Below are 25049 nucleotides of genomic sequence, written 5' to 3'. Positions count from 1 at the left end.
GTCAAGACTGTTATTTAATGTGGAAAAACATAAATCGTCCGTAAGTCACGGACGCTGATAGGAATTCGGTCGTGCTAGGGCTCTTCAACAAGAAAGCGAATTCGCTGCTGGGGATCGACATAAGCTCGACCTCAGTCAAGCTCCTCGAATTGAGTCGCTCGGGTGGCCGCTACAAGGTAGAGGCCTACTCAGTCGAGCCGCTCCCGCCAAATGCTGTCGTCGAAAAGAACATCGCTGAACTGGAGGGTGTCGGCCAGGCGCTGTCGCGGGTGGTGGCCAAGGCCAAGGCGGGCTCCAAGCTGGCGGCTGTTGCCGTGGCAGGTTCTGCGGTCATTACCAAGACGATCGAGATGGATGCCGGTTTGTCCGATGATGAGCTGGAGAATCAGCTCAAAATCGAGGCTGATCAGTACATTCCCTATCCCCTCGAAGAAGTGGCCATCGATTTTGAGGTTCAGGGCGTTTCTGCGCGAAACCCCGAGCGGATGGATGTGCTGTTGGCAGCCTGCCGTCGTGAGAACGTCGAGGTGCGCGAAGCTGCACTGGCGCTCGCCGGGCTCACTGCCAAGGTTGTGGATGTCGAAGCCTATGCGCTTGAGCGTGCCTATGGACTCCTTGCCTCCCAGTTGGGAAATGGCTCGGAGGATCTGACGGTTGCCATCGTGGATATTGGTGCGACGATGACTACCCTGAGCGTCTTGAACAACGGTCGAACTATCTACAGCCGCGAGCAGCTGTTTGGTGGTCGTCAGTTGACCGAAGAAATCCAGCGCCGCTATGGCCTGTCTGTCGAGGAAGCGGGGCTTGCCAAGAAGCAGGGCGGACTCCCCGACGACTACGACAGCGAGGTTCTGCAGCCGTTCAAGGAGGCAGTCGTCCAGCAAGTTTCGCGATCGCTGCAGTTCTTTTTCGCGGCGGGCCAATACAACGATGTGGACTATATCCTCCTGGCTGGCGGGACGGCCTCCATCCCTGATCTGGATCGCTTGATCCAGCAAAAGATCGGAACGCCAACCCTGGTTGCAAACCCATTCGCCGACATGGCACTGAGTGGCAAGGTCAATGCTGGGGCGCTGGCAAGTGATGCGCCGGCCTTGATGATTGCATGCGGCCTGGCAATGAGGAGCTTCGACTGATGGCGCGTATTAACCTGCTACCGTGGCGTGATCAGCTACGGGAAGAGCGCAAACAGCGGTTCCTGGTCGCGCTGGGTGGCATCGTCGCCATCTCTGCCGGTCTAGTGTTTCTGGGTGATCAATATCTGAATGGTGAAATCGACAACCAGAATGCTCGGAATGAATTCGTGCGCAAGGAGATTTCCGTTCTCGACACGCGCATCAAGGAAATCAGCGAGCTCAAGACGCGTCGGCAGCAGTTGCTGGAGCGTATGAAGATCATTCAGGACCTGCAGGGTAATCGTCCGATCATTGGCCGTGTATTTGATCAGCTTGTTCGCACCCTGCCCGATGGTGTGTATTTCACGACAGTGAAGATGGCGGGCCCCAGCATTGCAATTACGGGGGCGGCTGAATCCAACAACCGTGTTTCCAACTTGATGCGAAATCTGGATGCCTCCGAGTGGCTGACCGCGCCTAACCTGACAGAGGTAAAGGCAATTACCGCGGGTGCCGTTGATCAAGCGAACGTGTTCCAACTGACCGTCCAGCAGACACAGCCTGCAGCGGACACTGCCGGAGCCAAGAAATGAGTCTGGCTGATTCTCTCGAAAGCCTGCGCAAGATCGACCTCAACGATCTTGACCTCAATAACGTCGGCTCATGGCCGGCCGCTGTTAAGGTCATTGCCTGCATTTTGGTAATGGCTGCGATTCTCGCGCTGGGTTACAACTTCCACCTCAAGGATCTTGAGGTGCAGCTTGATCAGCAACGTGCTGAAGAAGAGTCACTGAAGCAGCAGTTCACTACAAAGGCATTCCAGGCGGCGAACCTGGAAGCCTATAAGGAGCAGATGAAGGAGATGGAAACTTCCTTCGGTGCGCTTCTTCGCCAGCTGCCCAGCGATACAGAGGTGCCTGGGCTGCTGGAGGATATCACTCGTACCGGCTTGGGTAGCGGTTTGGAGTTTGAAGAAATCAAGCTTCAGCCGGAAGTGGTTCAGCAGTTTTATATCGAGTTGCCCATTCAGATATCGGTTGTGGGCAGCTATCACGATCTCGCAACATTCGTCAGTGGCGTCGCTAGTTTGCCTCGTATTGTGACCCTGCATGACTTCAGTATCGCGCCGCTTGGTTCGGAAAGTACTTCCAAGCTGCGAATGAGCATATTGGCTAAAACTTACCGTTATAACGACAAGGGGCTGCAGAAATGATGCGCGTCAGCTCCAGGGCTGTTCTTGCCCTAGTTGTGATCTCAAGTTTGTCGGGGTGTGGGAACAGCGGCGATTTTTCGGACCTTCAGGCTTACATGGATGAGGTTCGGGCTCGTCCCAAAGGGACTATCGAGCCGCTGCCCAAGTTTCAGCCCTATGAGGCCTTCACTTACAGCGCGGCCGCGCTGCGCAGTCCCTTCCAGCCTCCTGTGAAGATTGATCTGGCCAACAAGTTGAAGGGCAGCAAAGATGTCCATCCGGACGAAACCCGGGTCAAGCAATTTCTTGAGGGTTTCAACATCGAAACTTTCGAGATGGTGGGCACACTTTCCAATAACGGTGGGATGTTCGCTCTGGTTCGTGGCGCTGGAGGGGTGCACCGGATCAAGGTTGGCGATTATCTGGGGCGGAACGACGGCAAGGTTGTCGCGATTAGCGAAGGCAAGATTGATGTCGTCGAGATAGTCCCGGATGGAGAGGGTGGCTGGCTTGAGCGTCCTCGGAGTCTCACGCTCATGGAACGCTCTTAAGGGCGGGGTGACTTTATGAACTACAACTACCGGTCTGCACAACGGAATTCGACAATGAACAGCTCCCTAACGCGCCTTGGGCTTTCTCTTCTGGCGGCCATCTTTTCGCCCGTGTTGCTGGCTGCCGACCTCCAGGCTCTGGATGTCGCGGCTCTGCCCGGTGGAAAAGTCGAGCTGAAACTCGGTTTTGACGGGCCCGTTGTACAGCCAAGAGGCTACACGATCGAACAGCCGGCAAGAATTGCATTGGATCTGCCGGGCGTTGCCAACAAACTTGGCAGCAAAAACCGCGAGCTGGGTGTAGGCAATGCGCGAAGTGTCACCATTGTCGAGGCAAAAGATCGCACTCGCATGATTATCAATCTGTCGACGCTTGTGCCCTACAGCACGCGAGTCGAGGGTAACAATCTGTATGTGTTGGTAGGTGATGCGGCCGGTGCCGCACAGCAGTCCGCACGTAGCAGCGCCCCCGTTGCTGCTGCTCAACCCGCTGCTCCCGTGAAGGCATTTGCGCCTGTGGGCAAGGCGATCAGCAACATTGATTTCCAGAGAGGGGAGCAGGGCGAGGGTAATGTGGTTATCACCCTGTCCGATCCTAGCGTGAGTCCTAATATTCAAGAGCAGGGTGGAAAGATCCGCTTGGATTTCTCCAAGACCCAGCTTCCTGAGTCTTTGCGTGTTCGTCTCGATGTGAAGGATTTCGCAACTCCTGTTCAGTTCGTCAGTGCCTCGGGTGGCTCGGGTGATGCCAGCATCGTGATTGAGCCGACCGGCTTCTACGACTACCTGGCCTATCAGACTGAAAACAAGCTGACCGTGAGTATCAAGCCGCTTACCCAAGAGGATATGGAGAAGCGCAAAACCGAGCGCTTTGCCTATTCCGGTGAAAAGCTTTCGCTCAACTTCCAGGATATTGACGTCCGTTCGGTTCTGCAGCTGATCGCCGACTTCACCGATCTGAACTTGGTTGCCTCCGATACCGTACAAGGCAATATCACGCTCCGCCTGCAGAACGTGCCGTGGGATCAGGCACTTGACCTCGTCCTGAAAACCAAAGGGCTGGACAAGCGCAAGGTCGGTAACGTGCTGCTGGTTGCGCCAGCGGACGAGATCGCTGCCCGCGAGCGCCAGGAACTGGAATCTCAGAAGCAGATTTCCGAATTGGCTCCGCTGCGTCGCGAGCTTATCCAGGTCAACTACGCCAAGGCCGCTGATATTGCCAAGCTCTTCCAGTCTGTAACGAGCGGAGAGCCATCGACTACCGATGAGCGTGGCTCCATTACGGTTGATGATCGCACCAACAGCATCATTGCCTACCAGACCCAGGACAAGCTGGATGAGCTTCGCCGCATCGTTACCCAGCTCGATATCCCGGTTCGCCAGGTCATGATTGAGGCACGTATCGTTGAGGCGAACGTGGATTATGACAAATCACTCGGTGTGAACTGGCGAGGCGCACGCGTCGGTGACAACAATTTTGTGATTGGTGGAAGAGGTGGTGACCGTACAGGTGGTGGTTCATCGCCTGCGACAGCGCTTGGGACCTTTGTCGATATGGGGGCAAACACCCCTTCTTCATCGATTGGCATAGGCTTCGTCACTGATAACACCATTCTTGATCTAGAGCTCTCGGCAATGGAGAAAACCGGTAATGGGGAGGTCGTTTCCCAGCCGAAGGTTGTTACCTCTGACAAGGAAACTGCCAAGATCCTGAAGGGTGCGGAAATTCCTTATCAGGAGGCCAGCTCGAGTGGTGCCACTAGCACCTCCTTCAAAGAAGCTGCACTGTCCCTTGAGGTAACACCGCAGATCACTCCTGACAACCGCATCATCATGGAAGTCAAGGTGACCAAGGATGCCCCTGACTTCGCTAATGCGCTGAACGGTGTGCCGCCGATCAACAAGAATGAAGTCAATGCCAAGGTCTTGGTAAACGACGGCGAAACCATCGTGATTGGCGGCGTGTTCTCCAACACCCAGACCAAGTCCACCGACAAGGTACCGTTCCTAGGCGATCTTCCTTATCTCGGCCGGTTGTTCAAGCGTGACACCGTCCAGGATAAGAAAGCCGAGCTGCTGGTGTTCCTGACTCCGCGTATCATGAACAACCAGGCTATCGCTGTGAGTCGCTGATATCAGTGCACAATCTGATCCTCGTTGGCCCGATGGGAGCTGGAAAGAGCACCATCGGGCGTTTGCTTGCCAAGGAACTCCGTTTGCCGTTCAAGGACTCCGACAAGGAGATCGAACAGCGAACGGGTGCGAATATTCCCTGGATTTTCGATGTGGAGGGGGAGCAGGGCTTCCGAGACCGCGAACAGACCATGATCCAGGAGCTTTGCGAGGCCGATGGACTGGTCGTGGCGACGGGGGGGGGCGCAGTACTTCGGCCTGCCAACCGTGAAGCGCTGCGATCGGGTGGCCGGGTGGTTTACCTCTACACTTCCGTCGAGCAGCAGATCGGCCGGACGTCCAAGGATCGCAACCGGCCGCTCCTGCGGACGGCTGATCCGGCCAAGGTCCTCCGTGACCTCATGGCCATCCGTGATCCGCTCTACCGTGAGATCGCCGACATCATCATCGAGACCGATGAGCGCCCGCCTCGCCTGGTGGTGCAAGAAATACTCGATCGACTACAGGGCCTTCCGCCCCGTTAAAGGGCGGGCGGAACTGCGTTATCCTAGTGCCCTTTTTCATAGTGGGGGCCTCATGCGGACACTTCAGGTCGATCTCGGCGAGCGTAGCTATCCCATCCACATCGGTGCCGACCTGTTGTCGAAGGCCGAGCTGTTTGCGCCGCATATTGCCGGCAAGCAGGTGGCCATCGTCACCAACGAAACCGTCGCCCCGCTTTATCTCGAACGGCTGACCCAGACCCTCGGCGGCTACAAGGTGCAGCCCATCGTTCTGCCCGATGGCGAGTCCTTCAAGAACTGGGAAACCCTCCAGCTCATCTTCGATGGCCTGCTCACTGCACGTCATGACCGCCGCACCACCATCATCGCGCTGGGCGGCGGCGTCATCGGCGACATGGCTGGCTTTGCCGCCGCCTGCTACCAGCGCGGCGTCGACTTCATCCAGGTACCGACCACCCTTCTGTCCCAGGTGGACTCCTCGGTCGGTGGCAAGACCGGCATCAACCACCCCCTGGGCAAGAACATGGTCGGTGCCTTCTACCAGCCCAAGGCCGTGCTGATCGATACTGCGACCCTGCGCACGTTGCCGCCTCGCGAGCTCTCCGCCGGGCTCGCCGAAGTGATCAAATACGGCCTGATCTGCGACGCGCCATTCCTCGACTGGCTCGAAACGCACATGGATGCCCTGCTGGCCTTGGAGCCGACGGCGCTGACCGAGGCCATAGAGCGCTCCTGTGCCGCCAAGGCTCGCGTAGTCGGTGCCGACGAACGCGAATCCGGCATCCGCGCCACCCTCAACCTGGGGCACACCTTCGGCCACGCCATCGAGACCCACATGGGCTACGGCGTCTGGCTGCATGGCGAGGCGGTGGCCGCCGGGACCGTCATGGCCCTGGAGATGTCCCGTCGCCTCGGCTGGATCGACGCCGCAGAGCGCGACCGTTCCATACGCCTGCTGCGTGCAGCGGGCCTGCCGATCGTGCCGCCCCAGGAGATGACTCCCGCCCATTTCCTGGAACACATGGCCGTAGACAAGAAAGTGATCGATGGCCAGTTGCGCCTTGTGCTGCTGAGCCGGCTCGGAGAGGCGGTGATTACCGCCGATTACCCGGGCAACATTCTGGACGAGACCCTGAGCGCCGATTACCGCGCCCTGGCCGAAGAGCTTGGAGAGTAAAAACAGTCCCATGAGCAGCCTGCATGCTGAAGAGGCCTTCCTGGCCCATTACCAGTTCACCCATGACCCGTTCGCCGCACGGGTCCCCGGCTTCAAGTTCTACCCAGCCCAGCGCAAGCCCGTCCTCGGCCAGCTGCACCACCTGGCTCGCTACAGCCAACTGTTGCTGGTGGTGACTGGCCCGGCCGGCGCCGGCAAGACCCTGCTGCGCCAGGCCCTGGTTGCCAGCACCAACAAACAGGCCGTGCAGAGCGTGGTCGTGTCCGCGCGCGGCGCCGCTGAAGCCGGTGGCCTGATGCGCCTGATCGCCCAGGCACTCGGAATTCCCCAGGCGGACAGCCGCTCCATCCTCGCCCAGGTCGGCCAACTGGCCCTGACCGGCCAGGAGGTCTACCTCCTCGTCGATGACGCCGAGGACCTGGATGACGCCGGTGTCGACAACCTGCTGGCCCTGGCGGCCGGAAGCGGCGAATCGCGCCCTCACGTCTTCCTCTTCGCCGACTCCTCGCTGCTGCCGCGCCTGGAACTGGTCGCCGATGGTGAAGAACGCTTCCACGCCATTGAACTTCTGCCCTACAGCGAGGACGAAACCCGCGAATACCTGGCGCAGCGCCTTGAAGGTGCCGGCCAGAGTATCGACCTGCTGACCGAGGAACAGATCGAAGACATCCACCTCCAGTCCGGAGGCTGGCCCGGCGGCATCAATCAGGCCGCTCGCGAGCTCCTGGTGGAAGCGATGCTCGCCGAGCGGGGCGCATCGCGCAAAGGAGGGTTCAGCTTGAATCTACCGAAGAAGCACCTGCTGGCACTGGGCGTCGTCGCGGTCGGTGTCGTCGCTGCCTGGCTCATGCAAGGCCGTACCGATCACAGCACACCGGCCCAGCCCACCACGGCACAACTGCCCCTGGGCCAGGGCGTTGCCCCGTCCACGCCTGAGCAGCCGGGCAAACCCGGTGAAGCGCCGGCCGTCGAGTTCGCCGGCTCGTCGCAGCCGCTGCCCCTGCCGCTGGTGGGCGAAGCCCAGCCGGTCATCCGTGAGCCGCTGGCCCAGGCCGCCGGCCAGGAAGACCAGGATGAAGCCGGTACCCCACCCGCAGGCAGCACCGTGCCGCCTACCGTGACCACGGTCGCCCCGCCCATTGGAGCCACAGCCAGCCCCGCGCCGGCCCAGCCGCCCGCACCCATCGTCACCCAGCAGCCAGCTACCCGACCGGCACCGCCGGCCACCGCACCTGCCGCTCCGGTCGTGGCCCAGGCCACCCCCAGTGCGCAGCCGACCAAGCCCGCAGCAACCCCGGCGCCGACCGCCAAGCCCGCGGCGACCGCACCGGCAGCCAAGCCGGCCGAGAAGGCCGCTGCCAAGCCTGCTGCAGTCGCCTCCACGGGTGGCGCTGCAGGTGATGGTTGGTACCGTGCCCAGGCAGGTGGCAACTACGCCGTGCAGATCCTTGGTACCAGCTCCGAAGCCAGCGCCAAGTCCTTCGTCCAGCAGAACGGTGGCGAGTACCGTTACTTCAAAAAGCTGCACCAGGGTAAGCCACTGTACGTGGTCACTTATGGTAATTTCGCCAGCCGAAATGCCGCCCAGGCTGCCATCAAGGCCCTGCCCGCCAAGGTGCAGGCCGGCAAGCCCTGGCCGAAGAGCTTCGCCAGCATCCAGCAAGAGATGGCCCGCTGAGCCCGGTCCCGGGCTCACCTGTCACTTGGCATCCTCAGATGTGACCGGAAAGTCGCTAGCACGACCTTCCGGTCTATTCCTTCGCTTTTGCGACAAATACTTTCACCGAATCGTCGTGCAGATTTGTAACGACCCCAGTGGATATGTACACTGACCTCCCTTTTGCCTACGCAAAGCTGGCGTCAAGTCTGGCGCGAGAGGTAACTGGTTGAATTAAAAGAAATTCCGCCTCTAAAAAGAGGCTGCTCTGGTGAGAGTTCCCCTATGAAAGCAGGTCTGTACCATCCTGATGAGTTCAAGGATAACTGCGGCTTCGGCCTGATCGCCCACATGCAGGGCGAGGCCAGTCACCATCTTCTGCAAACCGCGATTGAAGCACTGACCTGCATGACCCACCGCGGCGGTATCAACGCCGACGGCAAGACCGGCGACGGCTGTGGCCTGCTGATCCAGAAACCCGACCTGTTCCTGCGTGCGATTGCCAAGGAAGCCTTCGGCGTCGACCTGCCCGGGCAATACGCCGTGGGCATGGTGTTCTTCAACCAGGACAACGCCCGTGCCGAAGTCGCCCGCGCGAACATGAATCGCGAGATCGAAGCCGCCGGCCTGCAACTGGTGGGCTGGCGCAAGGTCCCGGTGGACACCAGTGTCCTCGGCCGGCTGGCCCTGGAGCGCCTGCCGCAGATCGAACAGGTGTTCATCGGCGGCGAAGGTCTGTCCGACCAGGAGATGGCGGTCAAGCTGTTCAGCGCGCGTCGTCGCTCGTCCGTGGCCAACGCCGCCGACGCCGACCACTACGTCTGCAGCTTCTCCAACAGGACCATCATCTACAAAGGCCTGATGATGCCGGCCGACCTGCAGCAGTTCTACCCGGACCTGGGTGACGAACGCTTGCAGACCGCCATCTGCGTCTTCCACCAGCGCTTCTCCACCAACACCCTGCCGAAGTGGCCGCTGGCGCAGCCCTTCCGCTTCCTCGCCCACAACGGCGAGATCAACACCATCACCGGCAACCGCAACTGGGCCGTCGCCCGTCGCACCAAGTTCGCCAACGAGCAACTGCCCGACATCGACGAACTCGGCCCGCTGGTCAACCGCGTCGGTTCCGACTCCTCCAGCATGGACAACATGCTCGAACTGATGGTCACCGGCGGCATCGACCTGTTCCGTGGCGTGCGCATGATCATCCCGCCGGCCTGGCAGAACATGGAAACCATGGATGCCGACCTGCGTGCCTTCTACGAATACAACTCCATGCACATGGAGCCCTGGGACGGCCCCGCCGGCGTCGTGCTGACCGACGGCCGCCACGCCGTCTGCCTGCTCGACCGCAACGGCCTGCGCCCGGCCCGCTGGGTCACCACCAAGAACGGCTACATCACCCTCGCCTCCGAAATCGGCGTGTGGGACTACAAGCCCGAGGACGTCATCGCCAAGGGCCGCGTCGGCCCCGGCCAGATCCTCGCCGTCGACACCGAGACCGGCCAGATCCTCAACACCGAGGACATCGACAGCCGCCTCAAGTCGCGCCACCCCTACAAGCAGTGGCTGCGCCAGAGCGCCGTGCGCATCCAGGCCAAGCTCGACGACGACCACGGCGTCGCCAGTTACGACAGCGACCAGCTCAAGCAGTACATGAAAATGTTCCAGGTCACCTTCGAAGAGCGTGACCAGGTGCTGCGCCCGCTCGCCGAGCAGGGCCAGGAAGCGGTTGGCTCCATGGGTGACGACACCCCCATGGCCGTCCTGTCCAAGCGCGTGCGCTCCACCTACGACTACTTCCGCCAGCAGTTCGCGCAGGTCACCAACCCGCCGATCGACCCGCTGCGCGAAGCCATCGTCATGTCCCTGGAAATCTGCCTGGGCGCCGAGCGCAACATCTTCTCCGAGTCCCCGGCCCACGCCAGCCGCGTCATCCTCAGCAGCCCGGTGATTTCCCCGGCCAAGTGGCGTGCCCTGATGACCCTCGACCGCGAAGGCTTCGAGCGCCAGGTCATCGACCTCAACTACGACGAGTCCATCGGCCTCGAAGCCGCCGTGCGCAACATCGCCGACCAGGCCGAAGAAGCCGTGCGCGCCGGCAAGGTACTGCTGGTCCTCAGCGACCGCCACATCGCCCCCGGCAAGCTGCCCGCCCACGCCTCCCTGGCCGTCGGCGCCGTGCACCACCGCCTGGTGGAGCAGGGCCTGCGCTGCGACTGCAACATCCTGGTCGAGACCGCCACCGCCCGTGACCCGCACCACTTCGCCGTACTGGTGGGCTTCGGCGCCTCCGCCGTCTACCCCTACCTCGCCTACGAAGTGCTGGCCGACCTGATCCGCACCGGCGAAGTCCTCGGCGACCTCTACGAAGTCTTCAAGCACTACCGCAAAGGCATCTCCAAGGGCCTGCTGAAGATCCTCTCGAAGATGGGCATCTCCACCATCGCCTCCTACCGCGGTGCCCAACTGTTCGAAGCCGTCGGCCTGGCCGACGAAGTCGTCGACCTCAGCTTCCGTGGCGTTGCCAGCCGCATCCAGGGCGCCCGCTTCGTCGACATCGAGAGTGAACAGAAGCTGCTCGCCCAGGAAGCCTGGAGCAACCGCAAGCCGATCCAGCAGGGCGGCCTGCTCAAGTTCGTCTACGGCGGCGAGTACCACGCCTACAACCCCGACGTGGTCAACACCCTGCAGGCCGCCGTGCAGCAGGGCAGCTACGAAACCTACAAGCAGTACAGCGCCCTGGTGGACCAGCGCCCGGTGTCCATGATCCGCGACCTGCTCAAGGTCAAGGAGAGCGCCCAGCCCCTGTCACTGGAAGAGGTCGAGCCCGTCGGCGACATCCTCAAGCGCTTCGACTCCGCCGGCATCTCCCTCGGCGCCCTGTCCCCGGAAGCCCACGAAGCCATTGCCGAGGCCATGAACCGCCTGGGCGCGCGCTCCAACTCCGGCGAAGGCGGCGAAGACCCCGCCCGCTACGGCACCGTGCGCAGCTCCAAGATCAAGCAGGTCGCCACCGGCCGCTTCGGCGTCACCCCCGAGTACCTGGTCAACGCCGAAGTGCTGCAGATCAAGGTCGCCCAGGGTGCCAAGCCCGGTGAAGGCGGCCAACTGCCCGGCGGCAAGGTCAACGGCCTCATCGCCCGCCTGCGCTATGCCGTGCCCGGCGTCACCCTGATCTCCCCGCCGCCGCACCACGACATCTACTCCATCGAAGACCTGGCCCAACTGATCTACGACCTCAAGCAGGTCAACCCCCAGGCCCTGGTCTCGGTGAAGCTCGTGGCCGAGCCCGGCGTCGGCACCATCGCCGCCGGCGTGGCCAAGGCCTATGCCGACCTGATCACCATCTCCGGCTATGACGGCGGCACCGGCGCCTCCCCGCTGACCTCCATCAAGTACGCCGGCAGCCCCTGGGAACTGGGCCTCTCCGAAGCGCACCAGACCCTGCGTGGCAACGACCTGCGCGGCAAGGTTCGCGTGCAGACCGACGGCGGCCTGAAGACCGGCCTCGACGTCATCAAGGCCGCCATCCTCGGCGCCGAGAGCTTCGGCTTCGGCACCGCCCCGATGATCGCCCTGGGCTGCAAGTACCTGCGCATCTGCCACCTGAACAACTGCGCCACCGGCGTCGCCACCCAGAACGACAAGCTGCGCAAGGACCACTTCATCGGCACCGTCGAAATGGTGATGAACTTCTTCACCTACGTCGCCGAAGAAACCCGCGAGTGGCTGGCCCGCGTCGGTGTACGCAGCCTCGGCGAGCTGATCGGCCGCACCGACCTGCTCGACATCCTGCCGGGCGAGACCGCCAAGCAGGGCAACCTCGACCTCACCCCCCTGCTGGGCAGCGACCGCATCCCGGCCGACAAGCCCCAGTACTGCCAGGTGGACCGCAACCCGCCGTTCGACCCCGGCCTGCTGGCCGAGCGCATGTGGGACATGGCCAAGGGCGTCATCGAAAGCAAGTCCGGTGGCTGCTTCGACCTCGCCATCGGCAACTGCGACCGCTCCATCGGCGCACGCATCTCCGGCGAGATCGCCCGCCGCTACGGCAACCAGGGCATGAAGGACACCCCCGTGACCTTCCGCTTCAAGGGCACCGCCGGCCAGAGCTTCGGCGTATGGAACGCCGGCGGCCTGGACCTCTACCTCGAAGGCGACGCCAACGACTACGTCGGCAAGGGCATGACCGGCGGCAAGCTGGTCATCACCCCGCCCAAGGGCAGCCCGTTCAAGAGCCAGGAGTCGGCCATCATCGGCAACACCTGCCTCTACGGCGCCACCGGCGGCAAGCTGTTCGCCGCCGGCACCGCCGGGGAACGCTTCGGCGTGCGCAACTCCGGCGCCCATGCCGTCGTGGAAGGCACCGGCGACCACTGCTGCGAATACATGACCGGTGGCTTCGTCTGCGTCCTCGGCAAGACCGGCTACAACTTCGGTTCCGGCATGACCGGCGGCTTCGCCTACGTGCTGGACATGGACAACAGCTTCGTCGACCGGGTCAACCACGAACTGGTGGAAATCCAGCGCATCAGCAACGAGTCCATGGAGGCCTACCGCAGCCACCTGCACAGCGTGCTGGTGGAGTACGTCAAGGAAACCTCCAGCGACTGGGGTGCCCACCTGCTGGAAAACCTGGACGACTACCTGCGCCGGTTCTGGCTGGTCAAGCCGAAGGCTGCGAACCTCGCGTCGCTGCTCTCCAGCACCCGAGCCAACCCGCAATAACAAGCGCCCGAGCCGCGAGCCTGCGCGTCACCGACGCCGGGCCCGCTGGCCAACCGTGATGAGTCTTGCAGCGTGCCGCCCTGACGTGCCGCTGCTGTTAAGAGGTTTTCCAAATGACTGAACGTCTGAACAACGACTTCCAGTTCATCGAGGTCGGGCGCAAGGATCCGAAGAAGAAACTGCTGCGCCAGCGCAAAAAGGAATTCGTCGAGATCTACGACACCTTCAAGCCCCAGCAAGCGGCCGACCAGGCCCACCGCTGCCTGGGCTGCGGCAACCCCTATTGCGAATGGAAGTGCCCGGTCCACAACTTCATCCCCAACTGGCTGAAGCTGGTCTCCGAAGGCAACATCCTCGCCGCCGCCGAACTGTCCCACCAGACCAACACCCTGCCCGAGGTCTGCGGCCGCGTCTGCCCGCAGGACCGCCTCTGCGAAGGGGCCTGCACCCTCAACGACGGCTTCGGCGCGGTCACCATCGGCTCGGTGGAGAAGTACATCACCGACACCGCCTTCGCCATGGGCTGGCGCCCGGACATGTCCAAGGTCAAGCCCACCGGCAAGCGCGTCGCCGTCATCGGCGCCGGCCCGGCCGGCCTCGGCTGTGCCGACGTCCTGGTGCGCAATGGCGTGACCCCCGTGGTGTTCGACAGGAACCCCGAGATCGGTGGCCTGCTGACCTTCGGCATCCCCGAGTTCAAGCTCGAAAAGCACGTCCTCAGCCGTCGCCGCGAAGTCTTCACCGGCATGGGCATCGAGTTCCGCCTCAACACCGAAGTCGGCAAGGACATCACCCTGGAGCAACTGCTCGGTGAGTTCGATGCCGTGTTCATGGGCATGGGCACCTACACCTACATGAAGGGCGGCTTCCCCGGCGAAGACCTGCCCGGCGTGCATGACGCGCTCGACTTCCTCATCGCCAACGTCAACCGCAACCTCGGCTTCGAGAAGTCCCCCGAGGACTTCGTCGACATGAAGGGCAAGCGCGTCGTCGTCCTCGGCGGCGGCGACACCGCCATGGACTGCAACCGCACCTCTATCCGCCAGGGCGCCAAGGCCGTCACCTGCGCCTACCGCCGTGACGAAGAGAACATGCCCGGCTCGCGCAAAGAAGTGAAGAACGCCAAGGAAGAGGGCGTGAAGTTCCTCTTCAACCGCCAGCCCATCGCCATCGTCGGCGACGGCAAGGTGGAAGGCGTCAAGGTCGTCGAAACCCGCCTCGGCGAGCCCGACGCCCGTGGCCGCCGCAGCCCCGAGCCGATCCCCGGCTCCGAAGAGATCATCCCGGCCGACGCCGTGCTGATCGCCTTCGGCTTCCGTCCCAGCCCGGCGCCGTGGTTCGAGCAGTTCGACATCCGCATCGACAGCCAGGGTCGCGTCGTCGCCCCGGCCCAGGCGCAGTACAAGCACCAGACCAGCAACCCCAAGGTCTTCGCCGGTGGCGACATGGTGCGCGGCTCCGACCTGGTGGTCACCGCGATCTTCGAAGGCCGCACCGCCGCCGAAGGCATCCTCGACTACCTGGGCGTTTAAGCGGCAAGCCACACGCCGCCAGTGCGCAGGGTGGATGCCGCTCTTTGCATCCACCAGGCGGAGTGGCCGGCGGACACGAAAGGTGGACCGATGAAGCGCGGTCCCCTCTACAGGCCGTGGCTCCGGCCATGTCGGCCAGAGGGTGCGATGTCCCCTTCGTGCGTAGGGTGGATGCCGCTCTTTGCATCCACCAGGCGGAGTGGCCGGTGAACACGAAAGGTGGATCGATAAAGCGCGGTCCACTCTAATGTGCCCCTCGGCCTATAGCCCTTCGCCGCGACATTCTGTCGCGAAAGACAAAAGGCACGGCACCCGCCGTGCCTTTTGCGTTGGGCTTTGCGAAAATGCCGGCACTTTTTTGCTGGGAACCTGCCATGACCGCTCTGAAGAACGACCGCTTCCTTCGCGCCCTGCTCAAGCAGCCCGTCGACGTCACCCCCGTCTGGATGATGCGCCAGGCCGGTCGTTACCTGCCCGAGTACCGCGCCACCCGCGCCAAGGCCGGTGACTTCATGAGCCTGTGCATGAACCCGCAACTGGCCTGCGAAGTGACCCTGCAGCCCCTGGACCGCTACCCGCAACTGGACGCGGCCATCCTCTTCTCCGACATCCTCACCATCCCCGACGCCATGGGTCAGGGCCTGTACTTCGAGACCGGCGAAGGCCCGCGCTTCCGCAAGGTGATCAACACCCGCGCCGACATCGACGCCCTGCCCATCCCCGACCCCGAGGAAGACCTCGGCTACGTCATGGATGCCGTGCGCACCATCCGTCGCGAACTCAATGGCCGCGTCCCGCTGATCGGCTTCTCCGGCAGCCCCTGGACGCTCGCCACCTACATGGTCGAAGGCGGCTCCAGCCGCGACTTCCGCAAGTCCAAGGCCATGCTCTACAACGACCCGCAGGCCATGCACGCCCTGCTGGACAAGCTGGCCCGCTCGGTCACCACCTACCTCAACGGCCAGATCCTCGCCGGCGCCCAGGCCGTGCAGATCTTCGACTCCTGGGGCGGCGCCCTCTCCGCAGCGGCCTACCAGGAGTTCTCCCTGGCCTACATGAAGCAGATCGTCGACGGCCTGATCCGTGAGCACGAAGGCCGCCGCATCCCCGTCATCCTCTTCACCAAGGGCGGCGGCCTGTGGCTGGAGTCCATGGCCGACACCGGCGCCGAAGCCCTCGGCCTGGACTGGACCTGCGACATCGGCAGCGCCCGCGCCCGGGTCGGCGGCAAGGTCTCCCTGCAGGGCAACATGGACCCGTCCGTGCTCTACGCCAGCCCCACCGCCATCCGCAGCGAAGTCAGCCGCATCCTCGCCGCCTACGGCCAGGGCACCGGCCACGTCTTCAACCTCGGCCACGGCATCACTCCCGAAGTGGACCCGGCCCACGCCGGCGCCTTCTTCGAAGCCGTTCACGAGCTGTCGGCCCAGTACCACGGCTGATCGCCCATCCAAATGAAGAAGGCCGCATCAGCGGCCTTTTTCATGGGTGGTAGCGGCCTACTTCACCGTCGCCAGCTCGCCCCGCAGCGCCACGCTGGCAATCAGCATCCCGGCACGGCACTGGTACTTCTGCGCGTCCTTGTAGACGTCGCGCTTGTAGACGCTGGCGATGTCGATCACCGCATTGGCGCCGGCCTTCTTCGCCGCGTTCTGCAGGGACACCAACGCCGATTGCAACGCCCATACGCAGGCTTCTTCATCGGACTTGTTGGACCCGTTGGTCTTGCGGCTGCTGGTCACGGTGCGGATCTTGCGGATCTCGCCCGGCACCATCTGGCCCGCCAGGTAAAACTTCACACTGCCATCCAGCAGACCAGCCTGAGTGGCGCGGGTGATGCCCTCCTGGAAGTCCAGGTAAGTCGCCCCTTCCACACCCTGATTGACCGCGCCCAGCTCGTTCACCGACTCGATGATCGGATCAACGTTCAGCTCCTTCAGGATGTTGTCACGCAGCTTGTTGACCCAGCGGTTGTAGTTGCCGTGGATCTTGCCGTCCTTGTAGTCCAGGCCCCAGCTGCTGCGGTAGAGAATCTGGAAGGACGTCGGCGTATAGGGGATGTCGACTTCCGCATGGTGCTTGCCACGGATGGTGATCGCAGCCTGGACCATGCCGGGTTTGGCCGATTGCACGCTCCACTGGCGATCGCGCAGCGCCGTGATGATCGCCCGCTGCATCTGACTGTCGCTGAGCGCCAGTTCAGAGGAGAAGTGTTCCTCAGCGTTGTAGATCGGCTTGCTGGTGCAGGCGCCCAGCAGCAGAACCATGGCCAGCAGCGACAGGATTCGATAGGTCCGTGTCATTCCCTTTAACTCCTTTTCGGGTGTGTGTAGAGGTCAGCGCCAGCGACGGAAGATCAACGAAGTGTTGACCCCGCCGAAAGCGAAGTTGTTGTTCATCACGTACTCGTTGCTTATCTGGCGCGGGCCGTCGCGCAGGTAGTCCAGCTCGCCGCAGGCCGGGTCCACCGCGTCCAGGTTGAGGGTGTGGATGTACTGGTCGCGGTTCATCATCTCGATGCTGAACCAGGACTCCAGCGCCCCGCAGGCACCCAGCGTGTGGCCGAGGAAGCTCTTCTGCGAGCTGATGGGCATCCGCGCGCCGAACAGGCTGCTGGTGGCCAGGGTCTCCGCCACGTCGCCCTGCTCGGTGGCGGTGCCGTGGCCGTTCACGTAGCCGATGGCCGAGGGCGGCAGGCCCGCGTCCTGCAAGGCCAGCTCCATCGCCCCGCGCATGGTCGCCTGCTCTGGCTTGGTGGTGTGCTGGCCATCGGCATTGCAGCCGAAGCCGACGATCTCGGCGTGGATCCGCGCGCCACGGGCCAGCGCATGCTCCAGCTCCTCCAGCACCAGGATGCCGGCCCCCTCGCCGATCACCAGACCGTCGCGGCCGCTGTCGTAGGGGCGCGGCGAGGTGTGCGGCGCATCGTTCTTCAGGCTGGTGGCGTAGAGCGCATCGAACACCATCGCCTCGGTGGGGCAGAGCTCCTCCGCACCGCCGGCCAGCATCATCGGCAGGCGGCCGAACTTGATCGCCTCATAGGCGTAGCCGATGCCCTGGCTGCCGCTGGTGCAGGCGCTGGAGGTGGGAATCAGCCGGCCCTTGAGGCCGAAGAAGATGCTGATATTGGCCGCCGCCGTGTGCGGCATCATGCGCACGTAGGAGTTGGCGTTGAGGCCGTCGGCCACCGAGTTCAGCAGCATGTTGCCGAAGGCCTTGATCTCCTCGGTGCTGCCGGTGGACGAGCCGCAGGCCACGCCCATGCGACCGTCACGGATGCGCTCGTCGCCTGTCAGCCCGGCGTCCGCCAGGGCCCGCTCGGCGGCGTAGACCGACAGCTTCGAGACCCGCCCCATGCTGCGCATCTGCTTGCGGGTCCAGTGCGAGGGCGTGGTGAAGCCGTCGATGGGCCCGGCCAGGCGGGTGTTCAGCTCGGCGAAGCGATCCCACTCGTCCATCCGGCGGATGCCGCTGCGGTTGGCCGTGAAATGGCTCCAGATACTGTCCCAGTCGTCGCCCAGGGAGGTGATGCCGGCCATGCCGGTGACCACTACACGTTTCATCAGCACAGCCCACCGTTCACAGCGAGGACCTGCCGGGTGATGTAGCCGGCCTCCTCGGACATCAGGAAATTCACCGCACCGGCCACTTCTTCCGGCGTGCCCATGCGCTGGGCCGGGATCATCTTGAGGATCTCCTCCACCGGCACCTGCTCATCGAGGATCTCGGTGTCGATCAGCCCCGGCGCCACGCAGTTGACCGTGATGCGACGCTTGGCCAGCTCGATGGCCAGCGCCTTGGCGGCGCCGATCACCCCGGCCTTGGAGGCGCTGTAGTTGACCTGCCCGCGGTTGCCCACCAGCCCCGACACCGAGGTGATGCAGACGATGCGCCCCGGCTTGCGGCGGCGGATCATCGGCATGCACAGCGGGTGCAGCACGTTGTAGAAGCCGTCCAGGTTGGTGCGCAGCACACTGTCCCAGTCCTCGTCGGTCAGCGCCGGAAAGGCGCCGTCGCGGGTCAGGCCGGCGTTGCACACCACCCCGTAGTAGGCGCCGTGGGCCTCCACGTCGGCCTCCAGTTGCTCGCGGCAGGCGGCGCGGTCGGAGACGTCGAACTGCAGCACCCGGGCGCTGCGGCCCAGGGCTTCGATCTCGGCCTTCACCGCCTCGGCCTCGTCGCGGCGCGAGCGGCAATGCAGCACCAGGTCGTAGCCCGAGCGCGCCAGGCGCAGGGCGATGGCGCGGCCGATGCCGCGGCTGGAGCCGGTGACCAGGATGGTCTCGGTCATGTTTGGGTTTCCTCCAGGTAGCTCGCCACCTGCGGCGGACGGAAGACGTTGAGGCGGGCGAAGGCCTCGATACCCGGCCCGGTCAGGCGGCATTCGAAGACGCCCATGCCGCTGTCGTCCTGCAGGGAGCGGGTGGCGGTGATGTGCAGGTCCACGCCGGCCGGAAAGCGGTCGACGTTGCATTGGTAAAGGCGGGTGCCGAGCAGAAAGCCCAGCTCCACCGGTTGTCCCGCCTGACGGGCCTGGCAGCCGGCGTAGGCGGCGATGCTCTGGGCCATCAGCTCCACGCCGACCCAGGCCGGCAGGCTGCCGTCGTCCTGGGTGAACAACCCGGGGCGCACGGTCAGGCGGGTTTCCACGTCCTCGTCGCCGAAGCGCAGGACCTGGTCGATCAGGATCATGTCCCCGGCATGGGGGACCAGTTCGGCTATCGGCCAATCGCTCATGGCGCGTCTCCGAGAATCAGGCTGATGTTGCTGCCGCCGAAGGCGAAGGAGTTGCTCATCAGGCGGCGCGGGCGCTGGGTGGGCAGGCGCGAGGTTCCGTCCACCAGGCGCAGGGCCGGCAGCTCGGGGTCGGGCTCGCCGTCCCAGCGGTGGGGCGGCAGGCGGTGCTCCGGGTTCCACGGGCTCAGGGCCAGCCAGCAGAAGGCCGCCTCCAGGGCCCCGGCGGCGCCCAGGGTGTGGCCGGTCAGCGGCTTGGTGGACGAAGCCGGCACGCCCTCGGGGAACACCGCCGTGGTGGCCAGGCTCTCCATCGCATCGTTGTGCGGGGTGGCCGTGCCGTGCAGGTTCAGGTAGTCGATCGCCGAGGCCTCCAGCCCGGCATCGGCCAGGGCCTGGCGCATCGCACGCTGGGCCCCCAGGCCGTTGGGCTCGGGGGCGGAGATGTGGTGCGCATCGGAGCCGGCACCCGCGCCCAGCAGGGCGATGCCGCCGGCGTCGCGTTCCATCAGGAACAGCGCCGCCCCCTCGCCGATGTTGATGCCCCGGCGGTTGCGCGAGAGCGGGTTGCACAGGCTGTCGGAGACCGCCTCCAGCGCGGCGAAGCCGTTCAGGGTCAGCCCGCACAGCGAATCCACCCCGCCGCACACCACCGCATCGCACACCCCCAGGTGCAGCAGGCGGCGCGCGCTGAGCAGGGCCCGGGCGCTGGACGTGCAGGCGGTGGAAATGCAGTAGGCCGGCCCGGCGCTGCCCAGCCAGGCCGCGAGGAAGGTCGCCGGCGCCACCAGCTCCTGCTGGGCGTAGCGGTAGTCCGCCGGCAGGGCGCCGGTGCGCAACTGTTCACCGATGCCCAGGCTGGCTTCCTGGATGCCCGAGGTGCTGGTGCCCAGCACCACGCCCACCCGTGCCGCACCATGGCGGGCCACGGCGGCGCGCAGTTCCGGCTCGATCTCCAGGGCAGCGGCCAGCAGCAGGCGGTTGTTGCGGCTGTCGCAGGCGGCCAGCTCGGCCGGCAGCGCCGGCAGTTCGGCGTCCACCGCGCCGAGGGTCAGGGTGCGCTCTGGCACCCAGTCGGCGTGGGGGCGCATCCCGGCGGTATCGCCGGCGAAAAGGTTGCGGGCCACGGCAGCCTTGCCCTGGCCCAGGGCACAGACCAGGCCCAGCGCATGGAGGGAAGCGGTCATCGAGGCTCCTCGCCCGTCAGCGGGCTGATGCGGTAATGCGGTCCTTCGCGGCGTTGCAGGTCGAACTGCAGGGGTGTGCGGTAGGCCACCCGCCAGCGGCCATCCAGCTCGCGGCTGCCGTCGGCGCCCACTCCGTGGGGGATGCCGGCGTAGACGCGGGGCAGCGCCTCGGAAGGCACCAGCGCGTAGAGCAGCGCGGCGAACAGCTCGCGGGCTTCGGGGTTGGGCGGCAGCAGGCCGTCGTTGTGCCAGGCGCCGGCCTTCAGGCGCTGGCGCGCCAGGGGTACGCCCAGCGGGTCGAACAGCGACCAGCGCAGCACGCCGCCCTCGTCCTGCACCACCAGCAGCCAGTCGCGCTGCTCGCCCTGGGCCTCCCGTGCCACATGCAGCGACAGCGGCAGCCCCAGCGGCGGCACGCGCGCCGGCACCGGGGTGGTCCCGGCACAGGCGGCCAGCAGCAGGCAGGCCAGCAGGGTCAGCGCGCGCCAGGTCATGCTGCCGGTGCCTCCAGGGGCTTGCGGGCCACCAGGTTCACCAGCGTCTCGTTGCGCTGCCCGGGCGGGGGCGGCGTGCGCAGGCCCCAGCGCTCCAGCAGGCCGAAGTCGCTGGAGCGGCTCCACCACAGGTACGGGTAGGAGACGTTGTGCGGCTCGAACACGAAGCCCTGGCCGCGCACCATCGCCTCGTACTCGGCGGCGCTGCGCTGCACATGCATCGGGTGGCGGAACAGCCAGCGGATCACCCAGGTGTCGATGTAGTAGCGCGTGGACTCGGCGAACAGCAGGTAGCCGCCCGGCTTCAGCACCCGCCAGAACTCCGCCAGGGCGCGCTCCTGCTCCACCAGGTGGTGGAAGGTCTGGTGGCAGAACAGCAGGTCCACGCTGGCGTCCGGCAACTGCAGTTCGGCGCAGTCGCTGGCCAGCAGCTCCACCGCCAGCCCCTGGCGCACGGCTTCGGCGCGGGCGCAGTCGAGGCTGTGCGGGTCGGCGTCCAGGCCGATCATCCGCGACGGCGCGAAGGCGTCCGCCAGCAGGCGGAAGGACTTGCCCTGGCCGCAGCCGGCGTCCAGCAGCACCGGCGCTTCTGGCAGCGGCGCGTGGAACAGGCCCTTGAGGTCGTTGATCGCCACCCGCAGCACATGGTGCTCCCAGGTGTGGCTCTGCAGGAACCAGAAGCCGAAGCGGGTTTCCTCGACGTAGGTGGCGGAGGCGCGCTGCATGCTCATGCCCTCACTGCGCCGCGCACAGTTCGCTGATCATCCGCAGCCGGCGCTTGGGCTCGGCGACGAAGGGGTTGCGGGTGTCCCAGGCGTAGCCGGCGAGGATCGAGCAGATCATCCCGCGGATCTCCGGGGAGCCGCCTGCGTAGAAGATCACGTCCTGGAAGCTGCCCTCGTACCAGCCCTCCACATAGGCGCGGAAGGCGTCCACGCCCTTCTTCAGCGGCGTGGCGAAGTCGCGTTCCCAGTCCACCGGTTCGCCGTTCAACTGACGGTCCAGCAGGTTCGCCGCCATGCTCGACGAGCGCATGGCGATGGTCACGCCGGAGGAGAACACCGGGTCGAGGAACTCGGCGGCGTTGCCCAGCAGGGCGAAGCCCGGACCGTGCAGGGTCTTCACGTTGGCCGAGTAGCCGCCCATGGCGCGGGCCGGGGTGTCCCACACGGCATTGGCCAGCAGCCGGCGCAGGTTCGGCGTCTCGGCGACGAAGGCCTTCAGGCAGGCGTCCAGGTCCTTCGGGCGGTTGGCGTAGTGGCTGCTTTCACCCACCACGCCCAGGGAGCAGCGGCCGTTGCTGAAGGGGATCAGCCAGAACCACACATCGCGGAACTCGGGGTGGATGGTGATGAGGATCTTCTCGCGGTCGAAGGCCGGGTCGTCGATGCGGTCCTCGATGTGGGTGAACACCGCCTGGCGCACCGGAAAGCTGGACGGCGCCTCCAGGTCCAGCAGGCGCGGCAGCACCCGGCCGTAGCCGCTGCCGTCGAGCACGAAGGCGGTTTCCACCTGGTACTGGCTGCCGTCCAGGCGCTGCACCGTCAGGCGCGGGCAGTCGCTGGAGAAGTCGGCGGCGATGATCTCCTCCTCGTAGCGGATCTCCACGCCCTGGCGCGCGGCCTCATCGGCCAGCAACTGGTCGAAGGGCGCCCGCTGCACCTGGAAGGTGCTGCCCTTGCCGGGGGTGAATTTCTCCCGGAAGTCGAAGTCGGTGTAGCGCTCGCCCCAGGCGAAGGCCGCGCCGTGCTTGACCTGGAAGCCGGCAGCCATGACCGCCTCGAGCATCCCCGCTTCCTCGACGAAGTCCAGGCAGTGGGACAGCAGGCTCTCGCCGATGGAGAAGCGCGGGAAGCGCTGGCGTTCGAGGATCAGCACGTCGTGGCCCTTGCGCCTGAGCAGGGCGGCAGCGATGGCCCCGGAGGGGCCGGCGCCGATCACCACCACCTGGCGCTGCTGGACTTCACTGGGCTTCATGGGGACTCCTTTCCGAAACGGTAGAGGGAACGGCCCGGGCGCGTTGGGTCAGGGCCGGCAACAGGGTGGCGATCAGTCCCATCAGCATCAGCGCGAAGTACAGCGGCGCGCTGATGATCTGCTGCTGGAACAGGAGGTTGAGGAAGACGATCTCGGTCAGCCCGCGGGTATTGAGCAGCACGCTCTGGCGCCATTTCGCCGGGCTCGCGGCCAGGCGGCCCTCGGCCCAGGACAGCCCCAGCCAGTTGCCCGCCAGCTTGCTCAGCACCGGCAGCACCAGCAGCGCACTGAACTGCACCCCGGAATAGCCCTGCCAGGCCGCGTGCCAGTCGATCTGCAGCAGGCCGTAGGCGAGGATCAGCGGCACCGCCAGCCACACCTGCAGGGCGTGGAACACCGCCGCCGGCAGCGGCAGGCGGAAGGGCACGCGCAGCGCCGCCATCACCAGCAGGTAGGCGATGCCGAACACCAGGGCATTGAGCGATAGCTGTTGCAGGGTCAGCAGCAGGGCGAAGAAGGCCAGGCTGTAGACCAGCGGCGCGCGCACCCGCACCCGGTGCAGTGCCAGCGGCAGCAGCGCGGCCAGCAGCGGCCAGAGCAGGGTGGCGGGCGCGGCGCTGCCCTGGGCCAGGCCGAACAGGCACCAGCACATCAGGTCCATCAGGATCGCCGCCTGCAGCAGGCGGCGGATGGTCGGCTCCGGGTAGCCCAGGTGGCGCAGGTAGAGAAACAGCACCGGGATCGCGGTGAGGGCGAACAGCAGCCCCACCGCCACGTTCGACAGCAGGCTCGCCGCCGGCAACAGCCAGGTGGCGCAGGCCAGGCCGCAGAAGAACGGCACGAAGAAGCTCGGCAGCGCGATCTTCACGCTGGCCGTCTCCAGGCGCAGGTCGACCACGTCGCTGAGGATGTGTCCCAGCAGCAGGGTGAAGGCCAGCCCGTACAGCGGCTCGAGCCAGGGCGCGGCGAGCACCTGGGCGTTGTCCAGGCCCACCGGCGCGGCCAGCCAGCGCATCACCAGGGGCAGGCCGAAGCTGGCCAGCAGCAACTGGCTGACGATGGGAATCAGCCCCAGCAGGCGACCCACCCGGGTGAACAGGGCGAACAGCCCCAGCAGGCCGATCCAGAACAGCACCAGGGTCATGCCGGCAGCTCCTGGCCGTGGGGCACGTCCGCCTGCGCCCAGGGCGCCAGCAGGAAGCAGAAGAACAGCCCGAGGCTGATGGTCAGACCGAAGTTGGCGATGGCCGGGGTCTGGCTCAACAGCAGCAGGCCGAACGACAGCCAACTGGTCAGGCCCGACAGCAGCGTGCCCAGCAGGCTCACCGCCGCGCCGCCCACCGCCTCGCGCATGAGGATCGCGTAGTCCACGCCTATGGCTGTCACCAGCAGCAGCCCGAACAGGCTGAACAGCGTCAGCGGCTGGCCCAGCCAGCCGAGGCAGGCCAGCGCCGCCAGCGCCGCCAGCAGCGGCAGCGCCACCACCCGCAGCGCGCCGCCGAGGCCGAAGGGCAGGCACAGCAACAGCAGGATCACCGCACAGGAGGCCAGCTTCAGCTCGGCCGCGCTGACCTGGGTGGCGGCGAACAGCCGGTTCAGCTCACCGATGCGGTCCACCGCCTGCACGCCCTCCAGCCCGGCCGCGGCCTGCTCCAGCAGCGCCGGGGAGGCCGCGCCCTGCAGGCTGACGATGCCGGCCACCCGGCCCTGGGCATCACGGCCCAGCCAGAGCGGCCGCCAGGCCTCGCCCAGGGGGCCGGCCAGGGCCGCCTCCAGGGGCAGCGGCGGGGTGTTCAGCAGGCGCGCGCGTTCGGCCTCCAGGGCGTCCAGCGGCAGGCCCAGGTCCAGCAGCGGCTGCCAGTGGGCGGGCAGGGCCTCCAGGGCCTGGTGCAGCGCCGCCAGGCGGCTGGGCGGTGCCGCCAACTGGCTGAGGGCGCGGTAGCCCTGCAACTGGCCGTCGGCCACCGCCTGGTCCAGGCGCTCGCTGAGGGCGGCCTGGCGTTCCAGCAACTGGGCCTCGTCAGCGGCGCGCACCAGGAAGAACTGGCTGGTGGGCTGCAGGCCGG

The 25049-nt window shown here is 65.2% G+C and carries 20 protein-coding genes and 1 pseudogene; 11 read left to right on the top strand and 10 right to left on the bottom strand.

Annotated elements, in window-relative coordinates:
• Nucleotides 1-71 precede the first annotated feature (71 nt).
• The 11 genes from A9G05_RS20305 to hemE all read left to right on the top strand — a co-directional run bounded on the left by A9G05_RS20305 (nt 72) and on the right by hemE (nt 16033).
• Nucleotides 72-1136 (top strand): pilus assembly protein PilM, encoded by a 1065-nt coding sequence (locus A9G05_RS20305; protein WP_069562664.1) that lies wholly within the window; start codon nt 72-74, stop codon nt 1134-1136.
• A complete protein-coding gene (gene pilN, locus A9G05_RS20300; RefSeq protein WP_069562663.1) occupies nt 1136-1708 on the top strand; it encodes a type 4a pilus biogenesis protein PilN in 573 nt (190 codons plus the stop codon). Before A9G05_RS20305 ends, pilN begins: the two co-directional genes overlap by 1 nt.
• Nucleotides 1705-2328 carry a type 4a pilus biogenesis protein PilO gene (gene pilO / locus A9G05_RS20295; RefSeq protein ID WP_069562662.1) on the top strand — a complete coding sequence of 208 codons (624 nt, stop codon included), beginning with the start codon at nt 1705-1707 and terminating at the stop codon, nt 2326-2328. Before pilN ends, pilO begins: the two co-directional genes overlap by 4 nt.
• Complete coding sequence (gene pilP / locus A9G05_RS20290; RefSeq protein WP_139131197.1) at nt 2328-2858, top strand: type 4a pilus biogenesis lipoprotein PilP; 531 nt, start codon at nt 2328-2330, stop codon at nt 2856-2858. The genes pilO and pilP overlap by 1 nt, the downstream gene beginning before the upstream one ends.
• A 54-nt stretch (nt 2859-2912) precedes the next feature.
• Complete coding sequence (pilQ, locus tag A9G05_RS20285) at nt 2913-4991, top strand: type IV pilus secretin PilQ (protein ID WP_069562660.1); 2079 nt, start codon at nt 2913-2915, stop codon at nt 4989-4991.
• A 5-nt stretch (nt 4992-4996) separates the two neighbouring features.
• Complete coding sequence (gene aroK, locus A9G05_RS20280) at nt 4997-5515, top strand: shikimate kinase AroK (protein ID WP_083265644.1); 519 nt, start codon at nt 4997-4999, stop codon at nt 5513-5515.
• Between the two features lie 52 nt (nt 5516-5567).
• The gene (gene aroB / locus A9G05_RS20275) at nt 5568-6671 is read left to right on the top strand and encodes a 3-dehydroquinate synthase (protein ID WP_069562659.1); all 1104 of its coding nucleotides are present in this window, start codon (nt 5568-5570) and stop codon (nt 6669-6671) included.
• A gap of 10 nt (nt 6672-6681) precedes the next feature.
• Entirely contained in the window at nt 6682-8349 is a 1668-nt protein-coding gene (locus tag A9G05_RS20270; RefSeq protein ID WP_069562658.1) for an SPOR domain-containing protein, read from the top strand.
• Nucleotides 8350-8613: 264 nt separating this feature from the next.
• Nucleotides 8614-13059, top strand: a complete 4446-nt coding sequence (gene gltB / locus A9G05_RS20265; protein ID WP_069562657.1) for a glutamate synthase large subunit — start codon at nt 8614-8616, stop codon at nt 13057-13059.
• A gap of 113 nt (nt 13060-13172) precedes the next feature.
• Nucleotides 13173-14591, top strand: a complete 1419-nt coding sequence (locus A9G05_RS20260; RefSeq protein WP_069562656.1) for an FAD-dependent oxidoreductase — start codon at nt 13173-13175, stop codon at nt 14589-14591.
• Nucleotides 14592-14965: 374 nt separating this feature from the next.
• A complete protein-coding gene (gene hemE, locus A9G05_RS20255) occupies nt 14966-16033 on the top strand; it encodes a uroporphyrinogen decarboxylase (RefSeq protein ID WP_069562655.1) in 1068 nt (355 codons plus the stop codon).
• 57 nt (nt 16034-16090) lie between these two features.
• Here hemE and A9G05_RS28545 read toward each other — a convergent pair whose 3' ends face one another.
• From A9G05_RS28545 to A9G05_RS20205, 10 genes and pseudogenes are all read right to left on the bottom strand, one after another.
• A complete protein-coding gene (locus A9G05_RS28545; protein WP_083265747.1) occupies nt 16091-16894 on the bottom strand; it encodes a hypothetical protein in 804 nt (267 codons plus the stop codon).
• Between the two features lie 33 nt (nt 16895-16927).
• On the bottom strand, nt 16928-18154 hold the full coding sequence (locus A9G05_RS20245; RefSeq protein ID WP_069562654.1) for a beta-ketoacyl-ACP synthase: 1227 nt from the start codon (nt 18152-18154) through the stop codon (nt 16928-16930).
• Entirely contained in the window at nt 18154-18882 is a 729-nt protein-coding gene (gene fabG / locus A9G05_RS20240) for a 3-oxoacyl-ACP reductase FabG (RefSeq protein ID WP_069562653.1), read from the bottom strand. The genes A9G05_RS20245 and fabG overlap by 1 nt, the downstream gene beginning before the upstream one ends.
• Nucleotides 18879-19328 (bottom strand): hotdog family protein, encoded by a 450-nt coding sequence (locus A9G05_RS20235; protein WP_069562652.1) that lies wholly within the window; start codon nt 19326-19328, stop codon nt 18879-18881. The genes fabG and A9G05_RS20235 overlap by 4 nt, the downstream gene beginning before the upstream one ends.
• Nucleotides 19325-20512 carry a beta-ketoacyl-[acyl-carrier-protein] synthase family protein gene (locus tag A9G05_RS20230; RefSeq protein ID WP_069562651.1) on the bottom strand — a complete coding sequence of 396 codons (1188 nt, stop codon included), beginning with the start codon at nt 20510-20512 and terminating at the stop codon, nt 19325-19327. The genes A9G05_RS20235 and A9G05_RS20230 overlap by 4 nt, the downstream gene beginning before the upstream one ends.
• Complete coding sequence (locus A9G05_RS20225) at nt 20509-21006, bottom strand: hypothetical protein (RefSeq protein ID WP_069562650.1); 498 nt, start codon at nt 21004-21006, stop codon at nt 20509-20511. The genes A9G05_RS20230 and A9G05_RS20225 overlap by 4 nt, the downstream gene beginning before the upstream one ends.
• Nucleotides 21003-21737: a class I SAM-dependent methyltransferase gene (locus A9G05_RS20220; RefSeq protein WP_069562649.1), complete on the bottom strand. Its 735-nt coding sequence runs from the start codon at nt 21735-21737 to the stop codon at nt 21003-21005. The genes A9G05_RS20225 and A9G05_RS20220 overlap by 4 nt, the downstream gene beginning before the upstream one ends.
• A 4-nt stretch (nt 21738-21741) precedes the next feature.
• Complete coding sequence (locus tag A9G05_RS20215) at nt 21742-22983, bottom strand: NAD(P)/FAD-dependent oxidoreductase (RefSeq protein ID WP_069562648.1); 1242 nt, start codon at nt 22981-22983, stop codon at nt 21742-21744.
• Nucleotides 22970-24127, bottom strand: a complete 1158-nt coding sequence (locus tag A9G05_RS20210; RefSeq protein ID WP_069562647.1) for a sodium:proton antiporter — start codon at nt 24125-24127, stop codon at nt 22970-22972. The genes A9G05_RS20215 and A9G05_RS20210 overlap by 14 nt, the downstream gene beginning before the upstream one ends.
• A pseudogene (locus tag A9G05_RS20205) lies at nt 24124-25049 on the bottom strand (hypothetical protein); the annotation flags it as partial. The gene A9G05_RS20210 and the pseudogene A9G05_RS20205, both read right to left, overlap by 4 nt.

The sequence above is a fragment of the Pseudomonas sp. ENNP23 genome, assembly GCF_001728945.1.
In the GTDB taxonomy this organism is placed as follows: Bacteria; Pseudomonadota; Gammaproteobacteria; order Pseudomonadales; family Pseudomonadaceae; genus Metapseudomonas; species Metapseudomonas otitidis.
Note: the sequence above shows the minus strand (reverse complement) of the source record. Positions and strands in the feature narration are given on the sequence as shown.